General features: G+C 58.7%; 23 protein-coding genes. 4 read left to right on the forward strand and 19 right to left on the reverse strand.

Translation table 11 applies throughout. The annotated features are described in order from the left end of the window. Positions 1-170: 170 nt before the first annotated feature. The 4 genes from pruA to ELR57_RS04180 form a co-directional block, all read right to left on the reverse strand. Complete coding sequence (gene pruA, locus ELR57_RS04165) at positions 171-1,739, reverse strand: L-glutamate gamma-semialdehyde dehydrogenase (protein WP_126957551.1); 1,569 nt, start codon at positions 1,737-1,739, stop codon at positions 171-173. Positions 1,740-2,182: 443 nt separating this feature from the next. Next, positions 2,183-5,281 (reverse strand): SbcC/MukB-like Walker B domain-containing protein, encoded by a 3,099-nt coding sequence (locus ELR57_RS04170; protein ID WP_126957553.1) that lies wholly within the window; start codon positions 5,279-5,281, stop codon positions 2,183-2,185. Further along, on the reverse strand, positions 5,238-6,440 hold the full coding sequence (locus ELR57_RS04175) for an exonuclease SbcCD subunit D (RefSeq protein ID WP_126957555.1): 1,203 nt from the start codon (positions 6,438-6,440) through the stop codon (positions 5,238-5,240). The genes ELR57_RS04170 and ELR57_RS04175 overlap by 44 nt, the downstream gene beginning before the upstream one ends. A gap of 216 nt (positions 6,441-6,656) precedes the next feature. Continuing rightward, on the reverse strand, positions 6,657-7,004 hold the full coding sequence (locus tag ELR57_RS04180; protein WP_126957557.1) for a hypothetical protein: 348 nt from the start codon (positions 7,002-7,004) through the stop codon (positions 6,657-6,659). A gap of 473 nt (positions 7,005-7,477) precedes the next feature. On the opposite strand from ELR57_RS04180, the gene tyrS reads away from it, so the two are divergent. Together tyrS and ELR57_RS04190 are read left to right on the forward strand one after the other, a co-directional pair. Continuing rightward, positions 7,478-8,740: a tyrosine--tRNA ligase gene (gene tyrS / locus ELR57_RS04185; RefSeq protein ID WP_126957559.1), complete on the forward strand. Its 1,263-nt coding sequence runs from the start codon at positions 7,478-7,480 to the stop codon at positions 8,738-8,740. A gap of 88 nt (positions 8,741-8,828) precedes the next feature. After that, positions 8,829-9,503 (forward strand): 3'-5' exonuclease, encoded by a 675-nt coding sequence (locus ELR57_RS04190; RefSeq protein ID WP_126957561.1) that lies wholly within the window; start codon positions 8,829-8,831, stop codon positions 9,501-9,503. Between the two features lie 45 nt (positions 9,504-9,548). On the opposite strand, the gene ELR57_RS04195 is transcribed toward ELR57_RS04190, so the two are convergent. The 11 genes from ELR57_RS04195 to ELR57_RS04245 all read right to left on the reverse strand — a co-directional run bounded on the left by ELR57_RS04195 (position 9,549) and on the right by ELR57_RS04245 (position 19,250). Continuing rightward, positions 9,549-10,202: a hypothetical protein gene (locus ELR57_RS04195; protein ID WP_126957563.1), complete on the reverse strand. Its 654-nt coding sequence runs from the start codon at positions 10,200-10,202 to the stop codon at positions 9,549-9,551. After that, positions 10,144-11,289, reverse strand: coding sequence for an ABC transporter permease (locus tag ELR57_RS04200; RefSeq protein ID WP_126957565.1), 1,146 nt, complete (start codon positions 11,287-11,289; stop codon positions 10,144-10,146). The genes ELR57_RS04195 and ELR57_RS04200 overlap by 59 nt, the downstream gene beginning before the upstream one ends. Before the next feature lie 2 nt (positions 11,290-11,291). Continuing rightward, positions 11,292-12,197: an ABC transporter ATP-binding protein gene (locus ELR57_RS04205; RefSeq protein ID WP_126957566.1), complete on the reverse strand. Its 906-nt coding sequence runs from the start codon at positions 12,195-12,197 to the stop codon at positions 11,292-11,294. A 52-nt stretch (positions 12,198-12,249) separates the two neighbouring features. Then, positions 12,250-13,467 (reverse strand): HAMP domain-containing sensor histidine kinase, encoded by a 1,218-nt coding sequence (locus ELR57_RS04210; RefSeq protein WP_158629928.1) that lies wholly within the window; start codon positions 13,465-13,467, stop codon positions 12,250-12,252. Continuing rightward, the gene (locus ELR57_RS04215; RefSeq protein ID WP_126957570.1) at positions 13,455-14,129 is read right to left on the reverse strand and encodes a response regulator transcription factor; all 675 of its coding nucleotides are present in this window, start codon (positions 14,127-14,129) and stop codon (positions 13,455-13,457) included. The genes ELR57_RS04210 and ELR57_RS04215 overlap by 13 nt, the downstream gene beginning before the upstream one ends. Positions 14,130-14,283: 154 nt before the next feature. Further along, positions 14,284-15,183: an urease accessory protein UreD gene (locus tag ELR57_RS04220; RefSeq protein WP_126957572.1), complete on the reverse strand. Its 900-nt coding sequence runs from the start codon at positions 15,181-15,183 to the stop codon at positions 14,284-14,286. Next, complete coding sequence (gene ureG / locus ELR57_RS04225; RefSeq protein ID WP_238162394.1) at positions 15,167-15,928, reverse strand: urease accessory protein UreG; 762 nt, start codon at positions 15,926-15,928, stop codon at positions 15,167-15,169. Before ureG ends, ELR57_RS04220 begins: the two co-directional genes overlap by 17 nt. A 142-nt stretch (positions 15,929-16,070) precedes the next feature. Then, positions 16,071-16,805, reverse strand: a complete 735-nt coding sequence (locus ELR57_RS04230) for an urease accessory protein UreF (protein ID WP_238162395.1) — start codon at positions 16,803-16,805, stop codon at positions 16,071-16,073. 40 nt (positions 16,806-16,845) lie between these two features. Continuing rightward, positions 16,846-18,558: an urease subunit alpha gene (gene ureC / locus ELR57_RS04235; RefSeq protein ID WP_126957574.1), complete on the reverse strand. Its 1,713-nt coding sequence runs from the start codon at positions 18,556-18,558 to the stop codon at positions 16,846-16,848. Next, positions 18,555-18,935 carry an urease subunit beta gene (locus ELR57_RS04240; RefSeq protein WP_126957576.1) on the reverse strand — a complete coding sequence of 127 codons (381 nt, stop codon included), beginning with the start codon at positions 18,933-18,935 and terminating at the stop codon, positions 18,555-18,557. Before ELR57_RS04240 ends, ureC begins: the two co-directional genes overlap by 4 nt. A 12-nt stretch (positions 18,936-18,947) precedes the next feature. After that, a complete protein-coding gene (locus tag ELR57_RS04245; protein ID WP_126957578.1) occupies positions 18,948-19,250 on the reverse strand; it encodes an urease subunit gamma in 303 nt (100 codons plus the stop codon). A 293-nt stretch (positions 19,251-19,543) separates the two neighbouring features. On the opposite strand from ELR57_RS04245, the gene ilvD reads away from it, so the two are divergent. Next, on the forward strand, positions 19,544-21,232 hold the full coding sequence (gene ilvD, locus ELR57_RS04250) for a dihydroxy-acid dehydratase (RefSeq protein WP_192896509.1): 1,689 nt from the start codon (positions 19,544-19,546) through the stop codon (positions 21,230-21,232). Positions 21,233-21,334: 102 nt separating this feature from the next. Here the strand turns inward: ilvD and ELR57_RS04255 are convergent, their stop codons facing one another. The 4 genes from ELR57_RS04255 to ELR57_RS04270 all read right to left on the reverse strand — a co-directional run bounded on the left by ELR57_RS04255 (position 21,335) and on the right by ELR57_RS04270 (position 24,846). After that, positions 21,335-21,733, reverse strand: a complete 399-nt coding sequence (locus ELR57_RS04255) for an SRPBCC family protein (protein ID WP_126957580.1) — start codon at positions 21,731-21,733, stop codon at positions 21,335-21,337. Further along, a complete protein-coding gene (locus ELR57_RS04260; RefSeq protein WP_126957582.1) occupies positions 21,730-22,059 on the reverse strand; it encodes an ArsR/SmtB family transcription factor in 330 nt (109 codons plus the stop codon). The genes ELR57_RS04255 and ELR57_RS04260 overlap by 4 nt, the downstream gene beginning before the upstream one ends. Before the next feature lie 703 nt (positions 22,060-22,762). Beyond that, complete coding sequence (locus tag ELR57_RS04265; protein ID WP_126957584.1) at positions 22,763-23,116, reverse strand: VOC family protein; 354 nt, start codon at positions 23,114-23,116, stop codon at positions 22,763-22,765. 332 nt (positions 23,117-23,448) lie between these two features. Then, positions 23,449-24,846: a polysaccharide deacetylase family protein gene (locus ELR57_RS04270; RefSeq protein ID WP_126957586.1), complete on the reverse strand. Its 1,398-nt coding sequence runs from the start codon at positions 24,844-24,846 to the stop codon at positions 23,449-23,451. 166 nt (positions 24,847-25,012) lie between these two features. On the opposite strand from ELR57_RS04270, the gene ELR57_RS04275 reads away from it, so the two are divergent. Further along, positions 25,013-26,215, forward strand: coding sequence for an AI-2E family transporter (locus ELR57_RS04275; protein WP_126957588.1), 1,203 nt, complete (start codon positions 25,013-25,015; stop codon positions 26,213-26,215). Positions 26,216-26,232: the final 17 nt, after the last annotated feature.

Genomic DNA, 26,232 nt, shown 5'->3' on the forward strand with positions numbered 1-26,232 from the left:
CTTTTGCCGACGTGAAATCCCCTTGTAACGGGGTTACCAAATCCGATTTCACGGCGGCACCAGCAACCGGAAGGAGACACATCCCTCCAAATACTAAATCGCTAACTAAAAGACAAGGGCTGTCCCTAAGTTGGACTTTTGGGACAGCCCCTTCGTTTCGCCGCATATGCTTACTTCTTCACCGATAGCGCCTTCGCTTGCGTGAACTGGAGCAGGTAGTCGTGGCCTCCGGCCTTGGAATCGGTGCCCGACATGTTGAAGCCGCCGAACGGATGGGCGCCGACCAAGGCGCCGGTGCACTTGCGGTTCACGTACAGGTTGCCGCAGTGCATCGTGTCCAGGGCTTCCTCGATTCGGGCTTCATCCCTCGAGAAGAAAGAGCCGGTGAGGCCGAACTCCGTGTCGTTGTAGAGCGCGATCGCCTCGCGCCAATCCTTGGCCTTGCCGATCGCGAGCACCGGGCCGAAAATTTCTTCCTGCATGATGCGCGCCTTGCCGTCCACGTCGGCGAAGACGGTCGGCTGAATGTAGTAACCGTTGCCTTCCGCTTTGCCTCCGCCGACTAGAAGCCTTCCTTCGCTTTTGCCTATCTCGATATAATCAAGGATTCTGCGAAACGAGGTTTCGTCGATTACCGGTCCCGCCGCGTAATTCTCCTCCGGCAAGCCGATGGCGAGCCGCTTGGTCAGCGCCGCGACCTTCTCGACCACTTGGTCGTAGACGGCTTCGACGATGAACGCCCGGGAGCCCGCGGAGCACTTCTGCCCTTGGAAGCCGAACGCCGACGCAACGATCGCTTGCGCCGCCGCGTCCAGGTCGGCCGTCTCGTCGACGACGATGCCGTCCTTGCCGCCCATCTCCGCCACGAGCCGCTTGATCCAGATCTGGCCGGGAGCCGTCTCCGCCGCCAGCCGGCTGATATGAAGGCCCACTTCCTTCGAACCGGTGAAGCTGACGAAGCGGGTTCGCGGATGGCCCGTCAGATAATCCCCGACTTCGGCTCCGCTTCCGGGGAGGTAATTGATGACGCCGGGCGGCAGCCCGATCTCTTCCATCAGCTCGACGAACATGTGCGCGATGACCGGCGTCGTCGATGCCGGCTTCAGCACCACCGTATTGCCGGAGACGACCGCCGCGCTCGTCATGCCGACGCAGATCGCGAGCGGGAAATTCCAGGGCGGGATCACGATGCCGACGCCCAGCGGAATGTAGCGCAGCTTGTTATCTTCGCCGGCCACCGCCGTCAGCGGCTGCGCCTCGTTAATCCGGCTCAGGCGAATCATCTCTCGGGCATAGTATTCGAGGAAGTCGATCGCTTCCGCCGTATCGGCGTCCGCTTCGGCGTAGTTCTTGCCCGATTCCAGGATCATCGTTGCTGAGAATTCATGCTTGCGCTCGCGCAACCGCTTCGCGGCCTTGAACAGATATTCCGCGCGGTCGGCCGCCGGCACCTTCTTCCAAGTCTCGAATGCCGCCAGCGCCGCTTGCATCGCTTTCTCGGCCAACTCCCGGTTCGCCTTGCTGACGTAACCGACGACCTCGTCCAGATTGCCGGGATTCCGCGATTGGATCTTGGCTTCCGTGTAAATCTTCTCCGCTCCGATATGCAGCGGATATTCGGCGTTCAACGCTTCCTTCGCCTTGGCAATCGCCTTCTCCATCGCTATCCGGTTCTCTTCCAGCTTAAAATCGACGAACGGTTCGTTGGCAAAAGGACTTCTATTCGTAACTATGCTCATCCTCCGCATCTCCTCTCCCTATAAGCTTATTCGGGCGGATCGGCACAGTTGCTCAGCCGCGTTCCGATTTGCCGTCTCCCGCAGGTTTCGGGGAACCGGAAGCGGAGCGCCGTTGGCGGCCTGCGAAACCTGATGCTTGTAAAACGGAGGAAGAGGAGAATCGCCGATTGCGGTTAAACCCGTAACGGAACGGAGAGCCCTTATTTCGCCCAAAAAACGAGAATTCTATTTTTAACGGAACGGAGAGCCCTTATTTCGGGATTTCACCCTATAAAAGCGCGTAAAAACAGAAATAAAGGTCACCTAGTTCCGTTAGAAATCGGATAGCCGCTTTTTCGAGCTATTAAGGGCCGTGAGTTCCGTTAGAATCTTCAGACGAATAGAAACAGGGTCTGTCTCATAAGTCATGGACTTATGGAACAGACCCTGTTCTCCCCTTCGAATCAGCTCACCCGGAATCTCGTATAGCTGCAGCCCTCGGCCGATTTCTTGACCTCCAGAACGGCGGGGATCGCCTGCTTCAGCTCCTGGACGTGGGAGATGATGCCGATCATGCGTCCGGTCTGCTGAAGCTCGATCAGCGTGTCTATCGCTTTGTTCAGCGATTCCTCGTCGAGCGAGCCGAAGCCTTCGTCGATAAACATCGTCTCCAGCGAGATGCCGCCTTCGTAGGACTGGATAACGTCGGCCATGCCGAGCGCCAGGCAGAGGGAAGCGTTGAACTTCTCGCCCCCCGACAGCGTCTTCACGTCGCGATACTGCCCCGTGTAGTTGTCGAACACGTCGAGGCCGAGGCCGCTCTGCTTGCCGTGCTTCTCGCGCCGGTCGCTGCGGGCCAGGTAGAACTGGCCTCCCGAGATCGTCTCCAGCCGCAGATTCGCCGCCTGAAGGATCCGGTCCAGGAACTCGACCAGCAGGTACCGTTCGAAGGAGATCTTGAACTTGTTCTCCCCGCGGACGACGTCGTAGAGATCCTTCACGAGTTGGAACTCTTTCTCCGCCTGCCGGTACCCGCTTTCCGCCTGAACGATTCTCTCTTTGCCTTCAAGCGCTTTGTCGTGATGGTCCTGCGCCTGCGCCAGCGACTGCCGGGTGAGCTCCAGCTGCGCTTCCATCCGCTCGTTCTCTTCCGCGAGTGCCGCCAGATCGGCTCGCGCTTTATCCTTAAGCTGCGCTTCCAACTCCTCGACCTGCTTGCGGATCGCCGCCAGATCGGCATCGAAGCGCTCGATCTCGCGCTTCAGCTCCTCCCGGGCCGAGTCCGACAGCTTCGCCTGCCGGTACTCCTCCTCGGACGCGAAGCCCGCCGACCGCACCTCGGCGCGGAAGTCCGCGCTCGCCTGCTCCAGGCGCGTTCTCGCCTCGGCCAACTGCTTGTCCGCTCCGGCTTGATTCGCCGCCGCGGCGGCCTGCCGCTCCCGAGCCGCCTGGAACTGCTCTTGGGCCGCGCGCCAAGCCGCTTCCAGCTTGAGCTTCTCCGCTTCCGTCTCCGCCAGCTTCTTCTCCAGCGCCGCAAGCGAGCGGATCTCCTCCGGCACGCTGTTCAGCGCCTGCTCATAGAGCGCTTGCTCCGTCGCGAAGGCCGTAGCCAGCCGATGGTGAGCGGCCGCTTTCTCTTCCTTTTCTCTAACCGCGTTCTCTAGTGCCCGCTCCGTCTGCTCCAGCTGCCGCTTCAGCTCAAGCGCCGCGGCCTGATCCGCTCGCAGCCTCGCCACTTCGGCGCTGAGCTTCTTGCCCGCCTCGACCAGAGCCAGATAGTCGCGTTCGATGCCCTCGAGGCCGCTCGAGTAGCCCAGCTCGGCCGCCTCCCGCTCCTTCGCGCGCAGCTGCGCCTCCAGATGCTCCCGCTTCGCCTTGGCTGCCAGATAGGCCGTCTCCAACGCCGATCGCCGGCTCCTTTGCTCCTCTAGCCTTTCTCTTGAAGGCGTATCTTCGGCCACGACCGCCTTATGGGGATGCGCCGCGCTGCCGCAGACGGGACATGGCATGCCGTCGTGAAGATGTCCGGCCAGCAAGCCGGCCTGCCCTTCCAGCCATGCGGCTTCCAGCCGCGCGTACTCCCGAGCGGCGGCGTCGAACATCCCTTGCTGCTCCCGCTCCTCCTTGCCGGTCGCGCTCAGCTCTCTCGCCAATTGAAGATTCTCCTGGAGCACCTTGACGTCCGTCCGCATCCGGTTCAGCTGCTCGTCCAGCTCCGGAAGCGCGACGATCTGGCCGTCCAACGCCCGAACGCGTTCCGCCAATCCTCGCTTCTCTTCTTGCAGAGACGCGGCCCGAGAGTCTATCGCCTTCAGCTCGTCATGGGCTTGAAGCGCCATTCGGCTCGCCCGGTCCACCTGTGCCTTGCGAGTATCCAGCTCGCGAACGACCGGCAGATCCCGATTCATCCTCTCGAGTTCCCGAACGAGTCGCTCCCGCAGCTCCCCCTTGCTCTCTTCGGCGCGATAGGCCTCTTCCTTCCGGCGGTAATCCTCTTCCGCACTCTCCTTGGCGACTTTCGCTTCCTGCAGCTGAAGCTCCTTCGTCCGGGCCTCCTCCGCCGCGAACGCGACATGCTTCTCCTGCACCTGAAGCGGCAGCGTCTTCTCGGCGAGCTTCAGCCGTTCCCGCTTCCGCCCGACCTCGGGGATCTCCGTCTCCAGGCGGTCCCGTTCGGTCCTCTTCCGATCCAGCTCGTCGAACTGAGCATTCAGGGACGCCGCCAGGTGGAGCTTCTCCACCAGCTCCTTCTGCCGTTTGGTCTCCTCGTCCAGCTTCGCTCTGCGAGAGAGCTTCTCCTCCGCATAATAAGAGATCTCGCTCTCTAACGCTTCGAGCACCTGATAGGCGTTGTAATGCTCCTCGGCCAGCACCCGATGGAGCTCGGAGCCTTCCCTCTCTTCCAAGGCGAGCCGAAGGTTGACCGTCAGCATGTCCAAGTCGCGCTTGGCGAGCTCGCAGGCGGCCTGCGCCGTCCTTCTCCGGTCGTTGAGAATCTCGGCCACGTTCTTGAAGAGGTGCGTTCGGAAAATTTTCCGCAGAATCTCCTCTTTGTTCTCCGTGTCGGACGTGAGCAGCTTGCGGAATTCGCCCTGGGGAAGCATCACGATCTGGCTGAACTGCTCCTTCGTGAGCCCGATCAGGCTCTGCATTCTCTCGTTGATCTGCCGGACCATGTACCGGTCCACCATCATTTTCTCCTGGCCGCCGGTCGTCTCCACGAACTCGTACCTCTCGCCCGTCGCGTTCTTGTTGCCTTCCTTGACGTGGGACAGCTGCCTCAGAATGCGATAGGTACGCTTCTTCAGCTCGAACTCGAACTCGACCGCCGTATGGACGTCATCCTCCGCGAACTGGCTGCGCAGGTTCTTCGAATCGCTGCGGTCCTCCCCGCTCGCTTCTCCGTAGATCGCGAAGCAGATCGCGTCGAAGATCGAAGTTTTGCCCGCGCCGGTATTGCCGGAGACGAGGAACAGACGGTGGCCGTTCAGCTCGGAGAAATCGATCGTCTCCTTGTCCTTATACGGCCCGAACGCCGTCATGGTCAGCTTGATGGGCTTCATTCCGTTCACCGTCCTCTCGATCGATCTCCCTCAGCACCTGCAGGAACAGCTGCTCCGTCTCCTCGGAAGCTTCCGCGTCCTTGGCATCCCGATAGAAGGAGCGGAACAGCGACAGCATGTCCATGCCCGCTTTGCCGCCGCCGGAAGCCAGCTCCGCCTGCCCGTTCAGATGCTGCAGCACCGAGCTCTGGCCGACATGCATCGCATTCGGGTAGACGGCGCGCACTCGCTCCATCGGCGAGAGCACCGGCAGCTCGTCGAGCAGCTTCACGTAGACGTAATCCTCGTTTCTCTCATGCCGCTCGATCTCCGCCATATAGCCTTCGACGGTGCGCATGTCGCGGCGCGGCTCCAGCAGCCTTTTCTCCACCGTCGCCGTCCCGTTCGCGTCCAGCTCCACGATCAGGTATCCCTTGCGGTGCTTCTCCTCGGAGATCGAATATTTGAGCGGCGAGCCGGAATAGCGTATCGTCTCGTCGCCGACATGATGCGCCTGGTGCAGATGCCCAAGCGCCGTGTAGTTAAAATCCTTGAAATGCGCCGAGCTAACGTGCTCCGCTCCCCCGATCGCCAGCGGCCGCTCCGAATCGCTCGTGTTCGGCTCCGCCTCGCCGCCCTTCGTGACGAACGCATGGCCGACGAAGACGTTCCTCGTTCCCGGCTTTATCGTCTCTTTGATCTTCGCAATGACCGCACTCATCGCATCGTCGTAGGAGCCGATGTCCTCCTCTTGAAGCGCCTGGCGGACCGTCGCCGGGTCGGCGAACGGAACGAGATAGAACTGCACGGGACCATGCTCGTCGCTTAACGTGACCGGCTCGAACGGCGGCGCGAATTCCCCTGCGATATGTAAGCCCGCCGCCCGCATGATGCCGCTGCCGAAGTTCAGCCGGCTCGGGCTGTCATGGTTCCCGGAGACGGCCAGCACCGGCGTCTTCAGGTCGAGCACGATCGTCTTCAGCACCCTGTCGAGCAGCTGCACCGCGTCCGTCGGCGGCACGGCGCGGTCGTACAAGTCTCCGGCGACGATGACCGCGTCCGGCTTCTCCGTCTCGATGTCCCGCAGCAATTGCCGCAGGACATGCTCCTGGTCCTCCGTCATATAGACGTTCTGCACCAGCTTGCCCAAGTGCCAATCGGCCGTATGGAACAGCTTCAACCAACCCACTCCTTTTTTTTCCGACAACCTAGTATCTATTACGTTATTATAGCAAGTTTGAACGTCCGCCGCTTCTTCCGCTATTAGGCAATTAATAGATTCCCCATTCAAAAAAAAGCCCCCCTCGGGTCGCCCGCGGAATCCGCGAACGATGGCCGAAGCGAGGCTTGGCTGTGTTCCAAAATCGATCGTTACCCTATGGACATTAACGTTGAGTTACTTCTTATCGACCTGAAGCAGTGTGACCTGCTGGATCGAATACGTATCGCGGATCGATTCCTCGGTGATGACGTTCAGCTTGACCAGGCTGCCGATCTTGGACGAGTCCGGCTTGGAGAGCAGCCGCCACACCTCCGGATCGGGAAGCGCCTCGTACAGCTTGCCGCCGTCGTATTCCTTGCGTTCCTGCAGGACGAGCCTTGCTTGATACCCGCCCGCCTCGAACTCGGACAGGCTCTGCTCGCTGCAATAGTTCAGGATGGAAGCCCTCAGCTCGGACAGCTCTTGCTCGATCTCTTTATTCTTCTGCTTGAGTTGATAGTACCGCTTCAGAATCTTGTCCATACTCTTCACCCTCCTCGATACAACATGTGTATGTGGAAGAAGCGAGATTAAGACAAAGACAATAACCCTGCCGATGATAGGGCGGAATCGGGATTCGCCCCCGTACCGTCAAGCTAGCCAATGATCCTTGCGGAGGAACGCCCCATTTTGTTGACAATAAAATAAGGGGTCGCTATACTAGCTGTAATCTACTCATATCCTTGCGAGGATGGAGATCAGTAGCGGCGTTGTCCCTGTTCCAGAAAGTCAGGGGTCGATGGGACCTGACACACACAGCGGCCGCGAATTACGCCTCCGGAGCACTTGGGTAATGCCAAGCGGAAGAAGCGAACGATATCTCGCTGAAGCGGCACAAGCAGTCCGATAACGGCTGTCGGTGCAATCTGGGTGGTACCGCGGTTAAACAATCGTCCCTACGTCTACGATAGACGAGGGGCGTTTTTTTATTTTCTTAGGAAAAAGGGGATGCAAGCATGAACATTATCGACGAACTCGAGTGGCGCGACGCCATCAACCAGCAATCCGACGAGGAAGGGCTTCGCAAGCTGACTAACGAGAAGGCCGTGTCGCTCTATTGCGGCGTCGACCCGACCGGCGACAGCATGCATGTCGGGCACCTGATCCCGTTCATCGTGCTGAAGAGATTCCAGTTGGCGGGCCATCGCCCCGTCATCCTGATCGGCGGCGCGACCGGCACGATCGGCGATCCGAGCGGACGCACGACCGAGCGCTCGCTGCAGACGATGGAGCAGATTCAAGCGAACGTCGAAGCGCTCACGGCGCAGATGAAGAAGCTGTTCGTCACCGATAACGACGCCAGCCAGGTTCGCCTGGTCAACAACTACGACTGGACTCACAAGATCAACGTCATCGAGTTCCTGCGCGATTACGGCAAGAACTTCAGCATCAACACGATGCTCGCCAAGGACGTCGTGGCCAGCCGCCTCGACAGCGGCATCTCCTTCACCGAGTTCTCCTACCAGATCCTGCAGTCGCTCGACTACCTGCACCTGTTCCAGAACGAGGACGTCCAGCTTCAGATCGGAGGCTCCGACCAATGGGGCAACATCACGAGCGGCCTTGACCTCATTCGCAAGAAGGAAGGTCCGGAAGCCCAGGCGTTCGCCCTGACGATCCCGCTCATGCTGAAGGCGGACGGCACCAAGTTCGGCAAGTCGGCCGGCGGCGCCGTCTGGCTCGACCCGAACAAGACGACGCCTTACGAGTTCTACCAGTTCTGGGCGAACACGGACGACCGCGACGTCGTGAAGTACCTGAAGTACTTTACCTTCCTGAGCAAGGAAGAGATCGAAGCCCTGGCGGCGAAGGTGGAGACCGAGCCGCACAAGCGCGAAGCCCAGAAGGCCCTGGCCGAAGAGATGACCCGCTTCGTTCACGGCGAAGAAGCGCTTGAGCAAGCGAAGAGAATCACGGCCGCGCTGTTCAGCGGAGACATCCGCTCCCTCTCGGCGGACGAGATCGAGCAAGGCTTCAAGGAGATGCCGACCTTCACCGCAGGCACGGAGCCGAAGAACATCGTGGAATGGCTCGTCGATGTCGGCATCGTACCTTCGAAGCGCCAGGCCCGCGAAGACCTGACCGCCGGAGCGATCTACCTGAACGGCGACCGCGTCACCGATCTGGAGCTGGAAGTTACGCCGGAGCATGCGATCGGCGGGCGCTTCATCATCATCCGCAAAGGCAAGAAAAAATACAGCCTCGTCAAGCTCGGCTAAGCTGACAAAAATCGGGCAGAAGCTTATAATAACGAAAGCACGTTTTTATGCGGGCTTCGAGAAGCGTTGACGATAAGGTGTGACCGTCTTGACTTATATTGTTTATGACCTGGAAATGACCGTACGCCGCAAGAAAGGCCAAGTTGCCGAGATCATCGAGATCGGGGCGGCCAAGGTAAAAGTTCTGGAAGGCGTTCCGACGATCGTCGATACGTTCCAGACGTTCGTGCGGCCGGTCGTCGTCCCCCAGCTGTCCGAGGATACCACTTCCTTCACGGGCATTACGCAGGATGACGTTGCCGGCGCGAGCACGCTCCGCGATGCGATTCGCGGCTTCGTGGAATGGATTGGGCCGGAGGAATATTACCTGTGCGCCTGGGGGCCGGACGACCATCGCCAGCTTGTCCAGGAATGCCGGGAGCAGAAGATCGAGACCGGCTGGATCCTGAACCATAACAATCTGCAGAAAATGCTGTCCAAGACGTTCAAGCTGGAGAAGCACCAGCAGATGGGACTGAAGAACGCGCTGGAGATGCTGGAGATTCCGTTCGTCGGCTCCCATCACCGCGCGATGGACGACGCGGTCAATACGGCGCAGATTCTCGTAAAGCTGTTCGACCAGCTTCAATTCCGGCGCAACAAGCTGTCGGAGGAGCCCAAGCTGGAATCGGAGATCGTCTACAAGACCGATCACTACGAGAATTTGCCCTTCGCCGCGCTGGCCAAGCTTTTCCCGGACGAACGCAAAAGCTCCAAGCCCTGAATGGGCTTGGAGCTTTTTGGTTGTTGGGCACGACGGCTGAAGAGGTCATTGGTTCAACCGCCTTCCGTCGAACCGGTTTGCTATGAGCATGGATGCCGCTAAGAGGACGGTTCCGACCGCGAGCAGCCACCCCTTCTCGTCATAGCTTCCCTCCGACATCGAGAATAGCTTTAACGGCCCCAGATGCTTGCCCCCCGACATCAGATTATACGTGTAGTACATAAGAGGCAGCATATAACCGATAGCGATCTGTCCGGTCAAGCTATAGAAAAGCAGCCCTATCGCGCCCAAGCAATAAGCGCTGGCGAAGGTTCCTCCCGCATACGGAAGCCAAGGAAATTCACCGCCGGCTCGCAGCAGAAGGAGAACATAAACCGCGAGGAAAACAGCAAGCGACAGGACAGCCAGGAAGAGGCGGGTCAACCGGACCGCGGCGAGCGGCGTCTTCTTGGAAGCGAGAACTTCGCGCACGGCCGGATGCTGCTCCGCCTGGAACAGCGGAGTCAGCAGCGCGATGCCGATCAGCGAGACGAACTTCTCCAGCGGCTCGGCTGCTTCGGCGCCGACCCGATTGGCCATGCCGAACAGCATGGGGGATATCATCAGAAGCAGCGCCGCGATTCCAAGTGAAGGGGCTTGGTTATTGCGCAGATTGGCTCCGGCCAGGTAACCGTATTTTCTTATAAAAGCCGCGAACATTCAGCTTCCCCCTCCTTTTCCTCTCGTAGATCCATGCCGTTGCGAGTACCAGCAGTAGCGACAGGAGCGTGTACCCGATCCGGTTCGCGGCAAGCGTGCCGAGATGATCGAGGAATTGCTGCGAATTGCCCGCCGTATTATGCCGCAACGCGAGATCCCAGCCGTATCCGCCATCGATATGCTTGATGCCTTGGTTCAGCCCGACGAACCAGCCAATTCCTTGGACCGCCACCGCGATCGGCGTCTCGGTCAGCTCGGTCAGAAACATTCCGATCGCCGTTGTCGCCAGCAAGGTCGGCAGCAGCCAGCCGAAGGAGTATTTAAAGAATGCAAATCGATCGATCTCGCTCCAGCCATACTGCGTTCCGGACAAATAGGTCGCGTATGCAGCCAACAGAAGGACAGGCAGGAACAAGGCGATAATAAGAGCCAGATAGCGGCTTCCTACGATACGGATGGATGCGGCGCTTCGGACGTCGAGCAGCTCCTTCATGCCGGCGCGGCGATCTTTCATCCCGAACGCTACGGCTACGAACACAGGCACGAAGGCGAGCATAACGCCAAGGTAGTCGCTGAACAGCCGAGCATCGGCTCCGCTAAAGCGGTCCTTCTCCACAATCAGATTGTAGTCGGATAGCGCCTCTTCATAGGTTCTCGGAACGTTACCGAACGTGGACAGAGAGCCGCTTGCATAGGAAGTGCCGCCGCCGATCAGCTTGTCCGCTTGATCCATCCGCTGCTTGAAACGGGAGAAATCTTGAGCCTTTTGAGCTTTGGCAATCTCGGCAAGAAGCTCGCCAATCCGGTCCTGCTCCCGCTCGCTTAGCTTCACATTCTTGTAGAAGCCGAGCGGATAAGCGGCGTACGAGTTGGCCGCATATTCGGCTTCCAACGACTGACGGGCGCCCTGCATGATGATTGATGGTTCGTTCGAGCTTCTCATCCCGTAGCTGTCGGCTCCCGGCTTCGGCGGATCGATTCGATCGAATTGAGCGCCGACCTGCGAATAGAGGAAGCCGACCAAGAAAATCACGTAGAGGATATAAGTGACGCTGAACCATCCTTTCTTAAGCTCCAGTCGAAGCATCGTCACCGCACCTCCCCTGGCAAGTGAACCGAAGCGCCCTTTTCCCGCATGAGCAGCATGTACGCATCTTCCATATTCGGCACGCAGGGCACCGCTCCCGCGATCGGAGGGGCGTCTGCGACCAAGCGGACCTGGACCCGATTCCCGGATGCCAGCATCCCCGTCACGGTATGCTTCTTCTTCAAGCTGTCCAGCTCTTGACGGTCGACCTCCGCTATATAAACTTTCCCCTCCGCCGAAGCCGTAAGTTGGGCCGTGGTTCCCTGATACAGAAGCCTGCCGCTCTCCAATACGGCGATGTTCTCGCAGGCTGCTTCGATATCCCCGACGATATGGGTGGAGAGGATAACGATCCTCTCTTCCGCGAGCTCGGCCAGCAGATGACGGAACCGAATTCTCTCCTCCGGATCCAAGCCCGCCGTCGGCTCGTCTACGATAAGAACCTTCGGATCGTGAAGGATCGCCTGGGCGATGCCCAGCCTTCTTCTCATCCCTCCGGACAACGCTTTAACCTTGGTCCGGTGATGCCTGTCCAGATTCACCCGCTCCAGAAGGCGGGGAATTCTCTCCTTGCGCGCCGAACGATCCAGACCCGAGAGAGCGCCGAGGTAATCCATGGCGGCGTAGACGCTCATTCGAGGGTACATCGAGAAGTCTTGCGGAAGGTAACCGATCAACCCGCGGACCTCGCTTGCGTTCTCGATCGGAATGCCGCATACGTTAAGGCGCCCGCCGCTCTTCGGAAGCAGCGTCGCTAACGTTCTCATCAGCGTCGTTTTCCCCGCGCCGTTCGGGCCAAGCAGCCCAAACATGCCTTGCCCTATCGTTAAAGTGATCTCGCTTAGCGCTTTCTTGCGCCCGTAATGCTTGATTAATTCGAGAATCTCGATCGACAGCTTGTCCTTCATAAGAAAAACCCTCCTTTAAGCTTACAAGGAGAGTGTACCGAGAGAATATCAACTATCTATCTACTTCTCTGCTTCTAGGGGCTAGGAACGAGGCGACAACGATTGCTCCGCCCGTATCGGCATTAGCCAGCTGCAGCTTGCCGCCATGCTTCTCGCAGAGCAGCCTGGCGATATGCAAGCCCATTCCGAAGTGCCCTCCCTGCTCCCGTTCGCCCTGATAGAAAGGAGAAGCGGCCATCCTGAGCGCTTCCTCCGAGAACCCGTCGCCGTCATCCTGCACCTTCAAGGTCAATAGGCCTTGCTCCCAGCCCAGCTCCACGGCTATCTTCGCTCGGGCATATCGGATCGCATTGCCTATCAGATTGTCCGCGACGCGAAGGAGGACATCGAGATCCGCTTGGACCGATCGGGGAGCGTTGCCGGCATGCACGAAGACGGCGATCGAACGGTTATGGGCTTGCTCGAGCGCGTTCGAGACCGAGCGAAGCGCCTCTCCGATCTTCTCCAAGCTTTGGGTGGAGGGATGAATGGCGATATCCTCAAGCTTCTGAATGGCGCTCATGGAATCGACATAGCTCTGAATCCGCGCGGCATGGCCGGCGATCGATCCGATCACTTCGAGCAGTTTCTCTTCTTTTACTCTCCCCTGCGGCACGTATTTGTTCAGGAAGTCGGTATAGCCGCGAAGCACCGTAAGCGGGGTTCGAAGATCGTGGGAGAATGCGGCGTTGAGCTGCTTGCGCTCCTCCATCGTTCTCCACATCTCGCGATAATGCCCTTCAAGCGAATCGCGCATGCTGTCCAGCGAAGCGCACAATCTCCCCATCTCGTCTCGGGATTCGTAATCAAGCGAGAAGTCAAGCTCTCTATGCGCAATCTTCTCCGCCGACTTCTCGATGAGCTCGATCGGCTTCTTCAGTTTATGACGGTAGATGAGCATAGCGGCCAAAAGAATGAATCCTCCATAGAAAACGGGAATGACGAGCAGTTGAGCGACGTTGATTCCTTTGAGCAGCAGGCCGTCTTTTCTTGAGAATTCGACGCCTTCCTTCTGCTCCTGAAGGCCGATGAGGATTCTCCTGCCCTGCTCGTCGGTAAAGTAGCTCTCCTCCGCCGAGTAATAGTTCGAATAAATATGGGCCTGCCAATGCTCGAGACGGTTCATGGCGATCCCGCTCAGCAGAGTAGCAAGCAGCATGAACGCGACGGTATAGGCTGCTATCGTATGTCGGATCGACAGGTCCTTCCACTTCCGCTTCAGCCGACCCATTTGTACCCGACTCCCCATACGGTCGCGATATAAGTTCTGTCGCTAATAACGCCAAGCTTCGCGCGGATGCGGCGAATATGCTCGGCCACGACGGAGCTGTCCCCTTCGCTGTCGTAACCCCAGAGCCGCTCGTAAATCCGTTCCTTGTCGAAGATCTGGCCCGTGTTCGTCGAGAGAAGCTCGATAATATCGAACTCCTTCTTCGCCAAGGCAAGAAATTCGCCCTTCGCGGATACCGTCCTCTCGCTGTAATCGATGGTCAGATCGCCGGTAAAGCTTACTCTCGTTCGGCTTCGCTGGCGTTGCTCCCTTCTTAGATGGGCGTCTACTCGGGCTCCCAGCTCATCGAGGGAGAACGGCTTCACGATATAATCGTCCCCCCCTGCCCGCAATCCGTCGATCCTGTCGGCCTCTTCCACTTTGGCCGTAAGGAACAGAATCGGGCAGGCCACGTGATCGCGGATCGCCCCGCACACCGATAGGCCGTCCCGTCCCGGCAGGTTGATATCCAGAAGGATGAGATCCGGCTGGCGGGCCGCCTGCTTCATCGCTTCCTCGCCGTCCGCCGCGGTCATCACCGTATAACCGTTCATCTCGAAATAGTCCTTCAGAAGCCTGACGATATCGGCTTCGTCATCCACGATCAATAATTGGCCTCGCATGGCATTCACCTCTCAGATGAACCTATCGGACGCGGATCAACTTTTTATCAACTTTTTATCAACTTTTTATCAACTTTGTTCTAGGATTCCTTCCCGACTGCACAAAAAAACTTCTCGACCGAGCGCGAAGCTCGCATCGAGAAGTCGGGCAGGCTTATCCTCCCTTCAGCAGCCGAACGGGGGAAGCGCCGAATAAAACCAAGCGGGCGGCATCCCATACCTCTTGCATGGCGCGTTGAACCTGCCACGTGCGGTTACCGACCAGCATAGCGACCAGGCCGTGCCTTGCGGTTCTAGCGAGCGCCAGCTTAACCTCGCCGCGGTCGTCCGCCAGCAAGCCGCTCTCCTCAAGCTGTGCCGTCATCGCGGCGATCGCCGGTCCGTCCAAGCGATCCGAGAAGATCGATAGGGATCCTAGGTGCGTCTTTGTTCCGAAGCAGCCCGGAGCCTTCAAATCCATCTGACCGGGCAGCCATCGCTGTCGCTGATGATGGATCAGCTCGCCTTGATACCGTACGCTCAGGCTCGTCTCGCAGCGATCGAAGCCGAAGACCTCTCCTCTGGCTATACGCCCCGGGCAGAACAGGTCCGCAAGCATGCAGACGCTCTCCGGTTCAAGCTCGACCTGCGTATCGCAGCGATACTTCGCCCCCCGGAAGAGCATCACCGGTTCCGGTAGCCATTCCAGCACCGCTCCCCTCCCCAGACGGAAACGCTGCTCCGCCCGGGCATCGGAATCCGGGCATGGATGCACCCGCGTATAAGCTTGATTGGTCGCATAGAGACGGGCACCCGCTCCGACCGTCCAATCGTAGAAGTAACGGTCTCCGTCCAGAAGCCCGGGGGAGACATCCATCTGGACGACGGCTAGCTGCGGCCCCGCCTCGTCGCGAAGGGCGAACGTCTTCGCGATCTTGAGCGGAGCGGTATGGTAACGGCTCGTCAGCTCCGGCTTGCCGGCGACGAGCGAGACGGCCGCCGCCAGCTCCGCGCGAACCTTAAGAAGGCTCGTTTCTCCTGCCTCTGCCCGATCGGCTTCAACCGGCGGTCGCATGACGTCCCGCTTCGCGCTCTACCCAGGATACGACTTCTTCGAGACCGTCTCCCCCTTGCAGGTTCGTAAAGACGAACGGCTTCTCGCCGCGCATGCGGCGCGAATCCTGCTCCATGACCTGCAAGCTGGCGCCGACGAAGGGAGCCAGGTCGATCTTGTTGATGATTAGCAGGTCGGATCGGCTGATGCCGGGTCCGCCTTTGCGCGGAATCTTCTCGCCTTGAGCGACGTCGATGATATAGATGAAACGGTCCACGAGCTCCGGGCTGAACGCGGCCGCCAGGTTATCCCCGCCGCTCTCGATCAGGATGAGCTCCAGATGAGGGAATCTCAGCTCCAGCTCCTCCACCGCTTCGAAGTTCATGGACGCGTCCTCCCGAATCGCGGTGTGCGGGCAGCCTCCGGTTTCGACGCCGATAATCCGCTCCAGCGGCAGGCACCCGGTCGCGTTCAGGATGCGGGCGTCTTCTTTCGTATAGATGTCGTTGGTGATGACCGCCAGATCCAGTCGTTCCTTCAGCTCGAACGCCAGCCTCTCCACCAGCTTCGTCTTGCCGGAGCCGACCGGTCCGCCGATGCCGATCCGCATCGGGCGCCCGCCGGCGAATGCCGGGGTCTCCCACTCCGGATGCTCATGATCGTGGCCCGTGCGATGGAACCGAAGCTCTCGGCTCACCTCGCCGCATGTACCTCCGTTCACGCGGTCGATATGATGCAGGCGTTCCTGACGATTGAACATATTCATCGACTAATCCCTCCCATTGGATTAATTGAAGAGCATTCGAATATGGCCGGGCGGCTTGGGTTGCCTCGCTCCGGCGCTCCGTAACCCGACGATAACGGGTTACAGCCCAGCTAAGCGGCTATCCCGCCTACGGCGCTCTCCCTTACGACATAAATAATCGCGAATACAGCCGCTCATGGCGGATCATCGCCATCTCGGCGAGCGGCATGGCGCCGTAAGCCTCCTCCGGGTCCATCCCGCGCGCTTCTTGCCAAGCTTCCGCAATCGAAGGAAGCGTCCGGGACAGAATGCGCTGCGCTTCCTGCTGCCCCATCGCCATTAAGCGCAGGGCCGCATTGACGCAGGTCTGGGCGCACATGTACAAATAGCCTTCGGCTGCCCGATCGAGCGGCACTCCAAGCTTTAAGCAGATCCATCCGTACACGAGCGGATGCGTCCCTAGCGAACGCCTCTCGCTTACGGCCTGCCGCAAGTCCTCCAGCGGCAGCTCGGGCCACAAAGCCGGGGCCAGCTTGAGCAGCCGCCTGCCCGTCTTCTCGATCCCTTCCCGCGTCTCGATGCCGAGGCGCTGGAGGTGGACGAGCCGCTCGACTCGGCACGCGTACTCAAGGCTTTCGGCGAATTCGGCGCTCGCGGGAAGTTCCTGCCTTCCCGGCTTCTCCGGCTTGCCGTAAGCCGCCTTGATGACCATCGCGTCCGAGACGGCCCAGCTCTGCCGAAGCATCCCGGCCAGATAACGGTGCAAATCCGCGCCGGTCCGGATCTCCCCCTTCTGCACCAATGTCTCCAAGCCGTACGAATGGGCGAAGCTTCCGATCGGAAGCGCGGAATCCAGCATTTGCTGAAGGGATAACCACGAATAAGAGGATGTTGTCACCGTATATGCTGCCTCCCTCCCACGAGCATCCGCCCATTTCTCAGAATAGAAAATACCTCTGCGCCATCGGCAGCGTCTTGGCAGGCTCGCAAACCGCCGGCACTCCGTCTACCGTCACCTTATACGTCTCCGGATCGACCTCGATCTTCGGCGTCGCGTCGTTGTGAACCATATCCTTCTTGCCGATTCCTCGGCAGCGGCGCACCGGCTCGACCCTCTTGGCGAGGCCAAGTCGCTCCGCGATGCCGCCGTCGTAAGCCGCCTGGGAGACGAAGGTAATCGAGCTCTGGGAGAGCGAACGGCCGAAGGAAGCGAACATCGGCCTGCCGAACACCGGCTGCGGAGTCGGGATGGACGCGTTCGGGTCGCCCATCTGAGCGAAGGCGATACTGCCCCCTTTGAGCACCAGATCCGGCTTCACGCCGAAGAAGGCCGGGGACCAGACGGTCAAGTCCGCCCACTTGCCGGGCTCGACGGAGCCGACCAGATGGGAGATGCCGTGGGCGATGGCGGGGTTGATCGTATATTTCGCGATGTAACGCTTTATCCTAGCGTTATCGCCATCCTCGTCGTCGCCGGTCAGCGGTCCGCGCTGGGCTTTCATTTTGTCGGCCGTCTGCCAGGTGCGGAGGATGACTTCGCCGACCCTTCCCATCGCCTGGGAGTCCGAGCTGATGATGCTGAAAGCGCCGATATCGTGCAGGATGTCCTCGGCGGCGATCGTCTCGGGCCGGATGCGGGAGTCGGCGAACGCGACGTCCTCGGGGATGCGGCTGTCCAGGTGATGGCAAACCATAAGCATATCCAGATGTTCTTCGATGGTGTTGACCGTGAACGGCCGGGTAGGATTCGTGGAGGAAGGAATGACGTTCGGTTCGGAGGCCGCCTTGATGATGTCCGGAGCGTGTCCGCCCCCCGCGCCTTCCGTGTGGTAAGTATGGATGGTCCGGCCGCCGATCGCGCGGAGCGTATCTTCGACGAAGCCGGCTTCGTTAAGCGTATCGGTATGAATGGCGACTTGCACGTCGTATCGGTCTGCCGCCTGGAGGCAAGCGTCGATCGCGGCGGGAGTTGTGCCCCAATCCTCGTGCAGCTTCAAGCCGATCGCCCCCGCCTCGATCTGCTCGATCAGCGGAGGAAGGGAACTGGCGTTGCCCTTGCCGAGAAAACCGAGGTTCATGGGAAAAGCCTCCGCCGCCTCCAGCATCCGCCGAAGGTGCCAGGATCCCGGCGTGCAGGTCGTCGCGTTCGTGCCCGTCGCCGGCCCGGTGCCGCCTCCGATCATGGTCGTGACGCCCGAGGAGAGCGCCGTTTCGATCTGCTGGGGAGCGATGAAGTGAATGTGCGCGTCGATCCCGCCGGCCGTGACGATTCTGCCTTCGCCGGCGATAATCTCGGTGCTTGCGCCGATGATCAGGTTCGGGTCGACGCCGTCCATGATGTCGGGGTTGCCCGCTTTGCCGATTCCGGCGATACGGCCGTCCTTCAACCCGATGTCGGCTTTGACGATTCCCCAATGGTCGATGAGCAGCGCGTTCGTGATGAGCGTGTCCAGCACTCCATCGTCCCGGACCGCCCGGCTTGCCTGCCCCATTCCGTCCCGAACGACCTTGCCGCCGCCGAACTTGTTCTCGTCGCCGTAGACGGTGTAATCCTTCTCGACCTTCGCCCATAGGTCCGTATCCGCGAGCCGGACCGCGTCTCCGGTCGTCGGGCCGAACATGCCGGCATATCGGCTTCGTTCGATTCTCATGCCCGCGGCCTCCCTTCGAGGGATTGCCAGGCCCTTAGCCGTTCGATCGTTTCGGGCGAAGGCTTGCCCGCTTCCGCGAAGCCATCCGACAGCCCGTTCAAGCCGTAAGCCAGCTTCGCGCCGCCGAGCTCGGTCAGCCGCACCGGCTTCTCTTCTCCCGGCTCGAAGCGAACGGCGGTGCCCGCCGGAATGTCCAGCCGTCTGCCGTAAGCCGCTTCCCGATCGAAGATCAGCGCGCGATTCGCCTCGAAGAAGTGATAATGGGACCCGACCTGGATCGGACGGTCTCCCGTGTTGCTCACCGGCAGCTCGATGGATACGCGTCCCGCATTCAGTTCAATGTCTCCGGCCCTCGTTCGGTATTCCCCGGGTATCATAAGCGTCCCCCCTCAAGGTATCGGTTGGTGAACGGTGACCAGCTTCGTCCCATCCGGAAAAGTCGCCTCGACCTGTACCTCGTGAATCATCTCGGGAACGCCTTCCATGACCTGCTCGCGCTTCAGAAGCCTCGTCCCGTAAGCCATCAGCTCGGCGACGGTTCTGCCGTCCCTCGCTCCTTCGAGGATCTCCGACGTGATGAAGGCCACGCACTCGGGGTAGTTCAGCTTGACGCCGCGATCCAGCCGCCTGCGCGCCAAATCCGCGGCCACGGTGATCAGAAGCTTCTCTTTCTCTCTCTCCGTAAGGTTCATCCCACTCCTCCTTCTCCCATTTGCAACCATTATAGGTAACAAAAGTAGAGAAGTAAACGAAAGCTTTCCCCGCGATTCGGACCGTCCCGGAGCCGAAAATTTACTATTGCCAAAAAAATCACAGAATCGACGCGTTATCCGGAGTTTGACGCGGTTTCCGTCGTTTACAGCCGTCATTTCGTGCGGAATCCGCCCAAACTACCTGCTCATCCCATATGGCATGTACTCCTCATAATATGTTAGAATTATTCCTAAATATATCTGCGTCTCTACTCGATTGGAGGACTATCGTTATGCCCGCACCCAAAAAAATGCGATCCGATATGATCAAGAAGGGGTTTGACCGCGCCCCTCACCGCAGCTTGCTTCGCGCTGCCGGCGTCAAAGAAGAAGACTTCGGCAAGCCGTTCATCGCTGTCTGCAACTCGTACCTCGATATCGTTCCCGGACACGTCCACCTTCAAGAATTCGGCAAGATCGTCAAGGAAGCCATTCGCGAAGCCGGCGGCGTTCCGTTCGAATTCAACACGATCGGCGTAGACGACGGCATCGCAATGGGCCACATTGGCATGCGCTATTCCCTCGCCAGCCGCGAGATCATCGCCGACTCCGTCGAGACGATGGTTAACGCTCACTGGTTCGACGGCATGGTCTGTATCCCGAACTGCGACAAGATCACTCCCGGAATGATGATGGCCGCGCTTCGCATCAACATCCCGACGCTCTTCGTCAGCGGCGGCCCGATGAAGGCCGGACGCACGAAGGACGGCCGCGCCATCTCGCTGACTTCCGTCTTCGAAGGCGTCGGCGCCTACATGACCGGCAAGATCGACGAGCAAAGCCTGACCGAGCTTGAGCAATTCGGCTGTCCGACTTGCGGCTCCTGCTCCGGCATGTTCACCGCGAACTCCATGAACTGCCTGGCCGAAGTGCTCGGCCTCGCTCTCCCGGGCAACGGAACGATCCTTGCGGTCGCGCCGGAACGCCGCGAATTCGTTCGTCAATCGGCTAAGCAGCTGATGGAACTGATCAAAGCGGACATCAAGCCTCGCGACATCGTCACGAAGGCTTCGATCGACAATGCGTTCGCGCTCGACATGGCGATGGGCGGCTCGACGAACACCGTTCTCCACACGCTTGCTCTCGCTCACGAAGCGGACATCGAATACCCGATCGAACGCATCAACGAAGTGGCGAAGCGCGTTCCTTACCTGTCCAAGCTCGCTCCGGCCTCCGATCACCACATCGAGGACCTGCACCTGGCAGGCGGCGTCAGCGCCATCATCAACGAGCTGTTCAAGAAGGAAGGCGCGCTGAACGGCGACGTTCTGACCGTAACGGGCAAGACGCTCCGCGAGAACGTAGCCGGCTGCGAGATCCAAGATCACAGCGTCATCCGTCCGATCGACGATCCGCACTCCAAGGAAGGCGGCCTGTCCGTCCTGTTCGGCAACCTGGCTCCGGGCGGTTCGATCATCAAGGTCGGCGCGGTCGACAAGTCCGTCGGCGGCTACCACCGCGGACCGGCGATCTGCTTCGACTCCCAGGAGGAAGTGCTCCAAGGCCTCGCCGAAGGCAAGGTTAAGGAAGGCCACGTCGTCGTTATCCGCTACGAAGGACCGAAGGGCGGCCCCGGCATGCCGGAGATGCTCGCTCCTACGTCCCAGATCGTCGGCATGGGCCTCGGCACGAAGGTCGGCTTGATCACGGACGGCCGCTTCTCCGGCGCGTCCCGCGGCATCTCGATCGGCCACGTCTCCCCGGAAGCGGCCGAAGGCGGTCCGATCGCCTTCGTCGAAGACGGCGACATGATCGAGCTCGACATGAACAACCGCACGATCACCCTCGAAGTGAGCGACGAAGAACTGGAACGCCGTCGCGCCAACTGGAAGGGCTTCGAGCCGAAGATCAAGCGCGGCTACCTCGCCCGCTACTCCGCGATGGTGACCAACGCCAGCCGCGGCGGCGTCATGAAGATGTAAGCAGCCGCTTGCGACCGACCGGACAAATAGAATGGAACGACAAAAGGGACGAAGCCGAGATCATTCTCCGCTTCGTCCCTTTCTTTTTAAACGGCGATGCGCTTATTGCTCAAGCACCTTCTCAAACTGGCCGAACCATTCCCCCCAGCCATATCTGGCGCCTTCCAGCCCTTGAGTATGGGAGAAGCCCGATTGCTCGAGGTGAAGATTGACCTTCCCGTCCCCCAGAACCTGCAGCGTCCAAGTGACCGTTTGCTGTTCCCCTCCGCTCGCCCAGATATAGGACAACCGATTGGGTTCGTCCACGGTCAGCACTTCTCCGTCAACGATTCCGTCCCACCATTCGGACGGCTGATGGCGGAACTGGAAACGATGTCCTGCGACGGGCTTAAAGTCATTCACCGCGATCCACCCGGCAAGCTTGCCGGAATCGGTTAAGGCAGACCAGGCCTTCTCGATCGACGTCGCGAATGAGAAATCCATGGATAAAGTGAAACTCATTCTTCTTCCTCCTCTAATAGTTCGTTTAAGCGATGCAGATTCGTCTCCCAGAACTTGCTGTAAGACTCCGTCCACTCCAGAATTTCTCTGAGCGGTGAAGCATTCAGCCGAAATCGCGTTTCTCTGCCGGCTTTGCGGTCAAGCACCAGTCCCGCCTCTTTAAGGATGGTCAGATGCTTGGATAGCGCCGTACGGCCTATCGCAAACTGCGCGGTCAACTCATGCAGCGGGATCTCCTCGGCCTCTGCCAACAGACGGATCAGCCGACGCCGGGTCGGATCCGCGATCGCGTCGAACACATCCCGCAACGGGTTATCCTCGCCCATAACCCCCCTCCAAAAATTGAACTCCCATCCAAACCCCTTGCATCTGAGCCCGAACCAAGCTGAGCCAAACGCCAACTATGCGGGCCCAAATCCATCTAAACCCAATCCAGTCGAATCCATTTGGCCACCATATGGTGTCGGTTTGATTATATGACACCTTACGGTGTCCTGTCAATGCTGATAAGGAAGCATTACCGGCAAGATCAAGATCATCGCCATCGCTTTTCCGGACGCGCCGCACTATTCCTTGCCCTTATTCGCAGGCCCGCACGCCAACAACCGATTTGCTAATCATCAAGTCGCCGTCCTTTCCGCAATCCGTTATCCGCTGGCGGCTATCCTCCTTCCGCAATCGGCTAATCCGCTGATCGGCTTTATTCGCTATCGTCTATCACCGCTATTGTCTATCACCGCTATCGGCTGTTCTGCTATTGGCTATCCGCATCCGCTAATCCGTTGATCGGCTTGCCCTTTCTCAGCTGGCGGCTAACGGAAGTGAGAGCCCTTATTTGTTCGAAATTGAGGTGTTTTAAATTCTAACGGAAGTGAGCGACGCTTAAATTCGTCATTTGGCCTCGAAGTGAGGTTTATTGTCAGAATAAGGGCCGTGGCTTCCGTTAAAATCCAAAAGGCTTCAATCTGCGCCTCTAAGGGTCTCAGATTTCCGTTAAAAGTTTATCGCGAATAAGAAGCGGTTAGCCCATCATTGATTATGAGCAAGAATATTGATAAGCTTGCCGAACGGGTCGCGGACAAAGAATCGTCGAACGCCCCAAGGCTCGTCAGCAGGCCCATATTCGATGGGAAATCCGGCTTTCTTCATGCCTTCTAGAGCCGCGTCGGCATCATCGACTTCAATCGATAGATCGGGAGTAGGCGTTTCCGAGCCGCCTTGCGAGGCGAAGCTGATTTGAATATTCATCTCTTCGTTCAGACCATAAGTTCTAATCCACCCATGGTCCATCATCAATTCGAGGCCGAGCACATCTTGATAGAAGCTTTTAGCCGCCGTGATCTCTTTCGTATGGACATTGGCGACGATTCGTTTGACCTTCATTCCAATCCCCCCAGGCATAACCAGATTGTCCTTCAAGTTAGAAAACATTCGACGCCTAAGCGCGAATTCTTGCGTCCCCCTAACCGATCATAGAAAATAAAATCCGCCCATAAAAAAGAACCTCCAACATGACCAGACGGCCAAGGAGGTTCTCCATGCTCGTTCACCCTACTCGTTATCCTTACTCGTTAACCTTACTCGTTAACCTTACTCGTTAACCTTACTCATTCCCGTTACTCTTTTACCTTACTCGTTCACCTTACTCGTTCACCTTACTCATTCCCGTTACTCTTTCGCTTTACTCGTTCCCGTTACTCGTCCCCTGACTACCGCTATTCCCTTGCCGAGACGGCAGGCCTCTTGGAGTGATACGCTTCGGAGACCTCGGCGGGCTTGCCGTTCTCCCAAGCCAGAACCCTCTCCCGAGGCATGACGATGATGCGGGGCTCCAGCTTCTCCTCGTGCTTGCGGACCCTTCCGCCGCCTTCGGGATGGATGATCGACATGAGCAGTTTCAGATACCAGTTGGTCATCTTGGAGAAAAGGCCGTCCGGCAGCGCGAACGTCTCGAAGCCAAGCCCGTCGGCGCCGCGGTTGATCGTGGAGATGCCGTAGGTCCCTTTGATCTCCCCGGCCAGGTCGATCCTCTTGATCTCGCGAGCCACGTCCGGCAATGCTTTCTGCACTTCGCGAATAATCTTGATCGCGATCTGAACCGAGGACTTCGCGTTCATGCCGAGCTCGAACATTCTCTCGTTGTTGAAGTGCATCTCCAGCAGCTTATCCCCGCGCTTCAGGCGGCCGCCGTCCTGCAGCTGAAGCTCGTCGCCGTTATAGCGGATGATCCGATAGTGCATGAAGTCGCCGCTTGCGATCGGCTTCAAACGGAACACGAGGTGGAAGAGCTTCTCCCAGAGCATGAAGAGCGACACCACGATTTTCTTGAGAAAACCAAGCTTGCGCCCGTTCCCCTCTCCATGCTTCCCCTTCTCCTTCGCGCGTTGTTCCTTCTCCTCGTCCTTCATCGTCTCCGTGATCTCCATCAGTTCGCCGATTCCGACGTAACGGAGGCCCATGCGGTCTCCGTCCTCCAGAATGCGGGCGAGCGCGGCGATCATGTTAGCGGGGGCGTTCTCGTCGGCGCCGAAGGTCCGGCCGCAGTCGTGCAGCACGAACACTTCCCCGGGAGCAAGCTGCCTTCTCATCTTGTGATAAAGCTTGCCGACGCCGGCCTTCTCCTTCCAATCCCCGAACATCCCCGACCAGAGCACGATCTGGTAATGCCGCAGCTGCCGGTAGTCGAACAGGTTCAGGATCCCCCAAGGAGGCCGATAATAGATGGGACGCCGTCCCGTGATCTCGAAGAGGACGTCGGAGGTGCGCTGCACCTGCTTCTTCACCGTTCGCGGGCTCATGATCCAGTTGCTGCGGTGCACGTAATTGTGAATGCCGAGAGAATGCCCCTCCTCGTACATTCGGCGAATGATCTCCGGATTGTTCTCCGCGTTCTCTCCGACGACGAAGAAAGTTGCCTTGGCATCGTGTTTTTTCAGCAAATCAAGCAGTTGGGGCGTATAAACGGGATCGGGTCCGTCGTCGAAGGTGATGGCGATCTCCTTCTCGGCCTTCCCGCGGCGAAAGACGCGGAACCCGAACACTCGGCTGATAAATCCAGGAATAAAGTCGTAAAGAGTCACGAGCGACAAAAGCCACCAAATCAATCTGTCCATTTCTTCTCACCATTTAACCGTTCTTTATAATTAGCGAGCCCTTAGGTTCGACTCTTATTTTATCATAGGCGGCCGAAATAGACATGCCGGCGGGCATTCTTTTTTGGATTCGTGTACAATGGATGATGATTGATTGTTATTATGCGGCAAGGGTGGTTGTTTCCGGATGCTCTCTTTGTACAAAAAATATTGGCGGACGGCGTTCGACATCGGGGTTCTGGCGTTTACCGTCTGGCTCGTCATGTTCATCTTCAGTTACCTGTATCACCTCGCCACTCCCGTGTTCCTCTCTTTTGTCGTCTTTTTCTGCATCGAACCGTTGGCCAAGAGGCTTCATCGGATCGGAATCCGCAAGGCCATCGCATCGGGCATCAGCGTCCTGCTGTTTACATTGATTCTGCTTGGAGCGCTGGCCGGCATCGGCTTTATTTTCTATCACCAGGTCGATCAGTTGATCGACAAGCTGCCGCAATACCAGAAGGGAATCACCGAACAGATCGACTACCTGACGCAGGAGCTTCAGAAGCATACGGACAAGCTGCCGAGCGACATGACCGATAAGGCCAAGGAAGCGATCGATTGGGTCACGAAGTTCGGCACCGATATGGCCGTCGACTTCCTGACCTGGCTCGTGTCGTTCTTCAAGTCCTTCTCCTCGTTCCTAGTCAACTTCGGCATCGCGATCATTCTCGCCTATTTCCTAAGCGTAGAGATCGACAGCTGGCGCAAGTTCGCGAACGATCGCTTCCCGAAGACGCTGAAGACGGCTTTCTCTTTCCTGCGGTTCAATGTCTTCCGCGGGATCGGCGCTTACTTCTCCGCCCAAGCGAAGCTGATCTCCATCACGTTCATCGTGATCTTCCTGTCGCTCCTGCTGCTTCGCGTGAATAATGCGTTCGCGATCTCCCTGATCGCCGGGATCTTCGACGTGCTTCCTCTGCTCGGGGTGAGCACCCTGTTCATTCCGTGGATTATCTATCTGCTCGTGTTCGGCGACATGACGCTGGCCATCTGGCTGATCGTTCTGCTTCTCGCCGTGACGCTGACCCGGCAGTTCCTGGAACCGCGGATTACCGGCAACACCGTCGGCGTCTCCGCCTTCACGATGCTCGCCTTCATGATGGTCAGCTTATCCCTCTTCGGCGTGATCGGGCTCATCATCGCTCCGATCCTGATGATCCTGCTCAAGGCGCTGTACGACCAAGGCTACCTGCAGCGCTGGATTCATCTCCCGCACGAGGAATTTATCGTTTCCCCGCTGGACCCGCATTCCGGAGCCGACGGAGACGATCCGGCTCCGTCGCCGGATGAAGCTGCCGCCGCTCCCAAGAAGCGCTGGCGCCGGTCGGACAAGCCTTCGGACGAGTAAGCCGCTAATCGTACGCG

Origin of the sequence: Cohnella sp. AR92, assembly GCF_003990975.1 — a bacterium.
In the GTDB taxonomy this organism is placed as follows: domain Bacteria; phylum Bacillota; class Bacilli; order Paenibacillales; family Paenibacillaceae; genus Cohnella.

Excerpts from the sequence above, each read along its gene's own strand:
- pruA (WP_126957551.1), bottom strand. The coding sequence starts at position 1,739 with ATGAGCATAGTTACGAATAGAAGTCCTTTTGCCAACGAACCGTTCGTC.
- ELR57_RS04170 (WP_126957553.1), bottom strand. The coding sequence starts at position 5,281 with ATGAAGCCCATCAAGCTGACCATGACGGCGTTCGGGCCGTATAAGGAC.
- ELR57_RS04180 (WP_126957557.1), bottom strand. The coding sequence starts at position 7,004 with ATGGACAAGATTCTGAAGCGGTACTATCAACTCAAGCAGAAGAATAAA.
- tyrS (WP_126957559.1), top strand. The coding sequence starts at position 7,478 with ATGAACATTATCGACGAACTCGAGTGGCGCGACGCCATCAACCAGCAA.
- ELR57_RS04195 (WP_126957563.1), bottom strand. The coding sequence starts at position 10,202 with ATGTTCGCGGCTTTTATAAGAAAATACGGTTACCTGGCCGGAGCCAAT.
- ELR57_RS04200 (WP_126957565.1), bottom strand. The coding sequence starts at position 11,289 with ATGCTTCGACTGGAGCTTAAGAAAGGATGGTTCAGCGTCACTTATATC.
- ELR57_RS04205 (WP_126957566.1), bottom strand. The coding sequence starts at position 12,197 with ATGAAGGACAAGCTGTCGATCGAGATTCTCGAATTAATCAAGCATTAC.
- ELR57_RS04210 (WP_158629928.1), bottom strand. The coding sequence starts at position 13,467 with ATGGGTCGGCTGAAGCGGAAGTGGAAGGACCTGTCGATCCGACATACG.
- ELR57_RS04215 (WP_126957570.1), bottom strand. The coding sequence starts at position 14,129 with ATGCGAGGCCAATTATTGATCGTGGATGACGAAGCCGATATCGTCAGG.
- ELR57_RS04220 (WP_126957572.1), bottom strand. The coding sequence starts at position 15,183 with ATGCGACCGCCGGTTGAAGCCGATCGGGCAGAGGCAGGAGAAACGAGC.
- ureG (WP_238162394.1), bottom strand. The coding sequence starts at position 15,928 with ATGAATATGTTCAATCGTCAGGAACGCCTGCATCATATCGACCGCGTG.
- ureC (WP_126957574.1), bottom strand. The coding sequence starts at position 18,558 with ATGAGAATCGAACGAAGCCGATATGCCGGCATGTTCGGCCCGACGACC.
- ELR57_RS04240 (WP_126957576.1), bottom strand. The coding sequence starts at position 18,935 with ATGATACCCGGGGAATACCGAACGAGGGCCGGAGACATTGAACTGAAT.
- ELR57_RS04245 (WP_126957578.1), bottom strand. The coding sequence starts at position 19,250 with ATGAACCTTACGGAGAGAGAGAAAGAGAAGCTTCTGATCACCGTGGCC.
- ilvD (WP_192896509.1), top strand. The coding sequence starts at position 19,544 with ATGCCCGCACCCAAAAAAATGCGATCCGATATGATCAAGAAGGGGTTT.
- ELR57_RS04255 (WP_126957580.1), bottom strand. The coding sequence starts at position 21,733 with ATGAGTTTCACTTTATCCATGGATTTCTCATTCGCGACGTCGATCGAG.
- ELR57_RS04260 (WP_126957582.1), bottom strand. The coding sequence starts at position 22,059 with ATGGGCGAGGATAACCCGTTGCGGGATGTGTTCGACGCGATCGCGGAT.
- ELR57_RS04265 (WP_126957584.1), bottom strand. The coding sequence starts at position 23,116 with ATGAAGGTCAAACGAATCGTCGCCAATGTCCATACGAAAGAGATCACG.
- ELR57_RS04270 (WP_126957586.1), bottom strand. The coding sequence starts at position 24,846 with ATGGACAGATTGATTTGGTGGCTTTTGTCGCTCGTGACTCTTTACGAC.
- ELR57_RS04275 (WP_126957588.1), top strand. The coding sequence starts at position 25,013 with ATGCTCTCTTTGTACAAAAAATATTGGCGGACGGCGTTCGACATCGGG.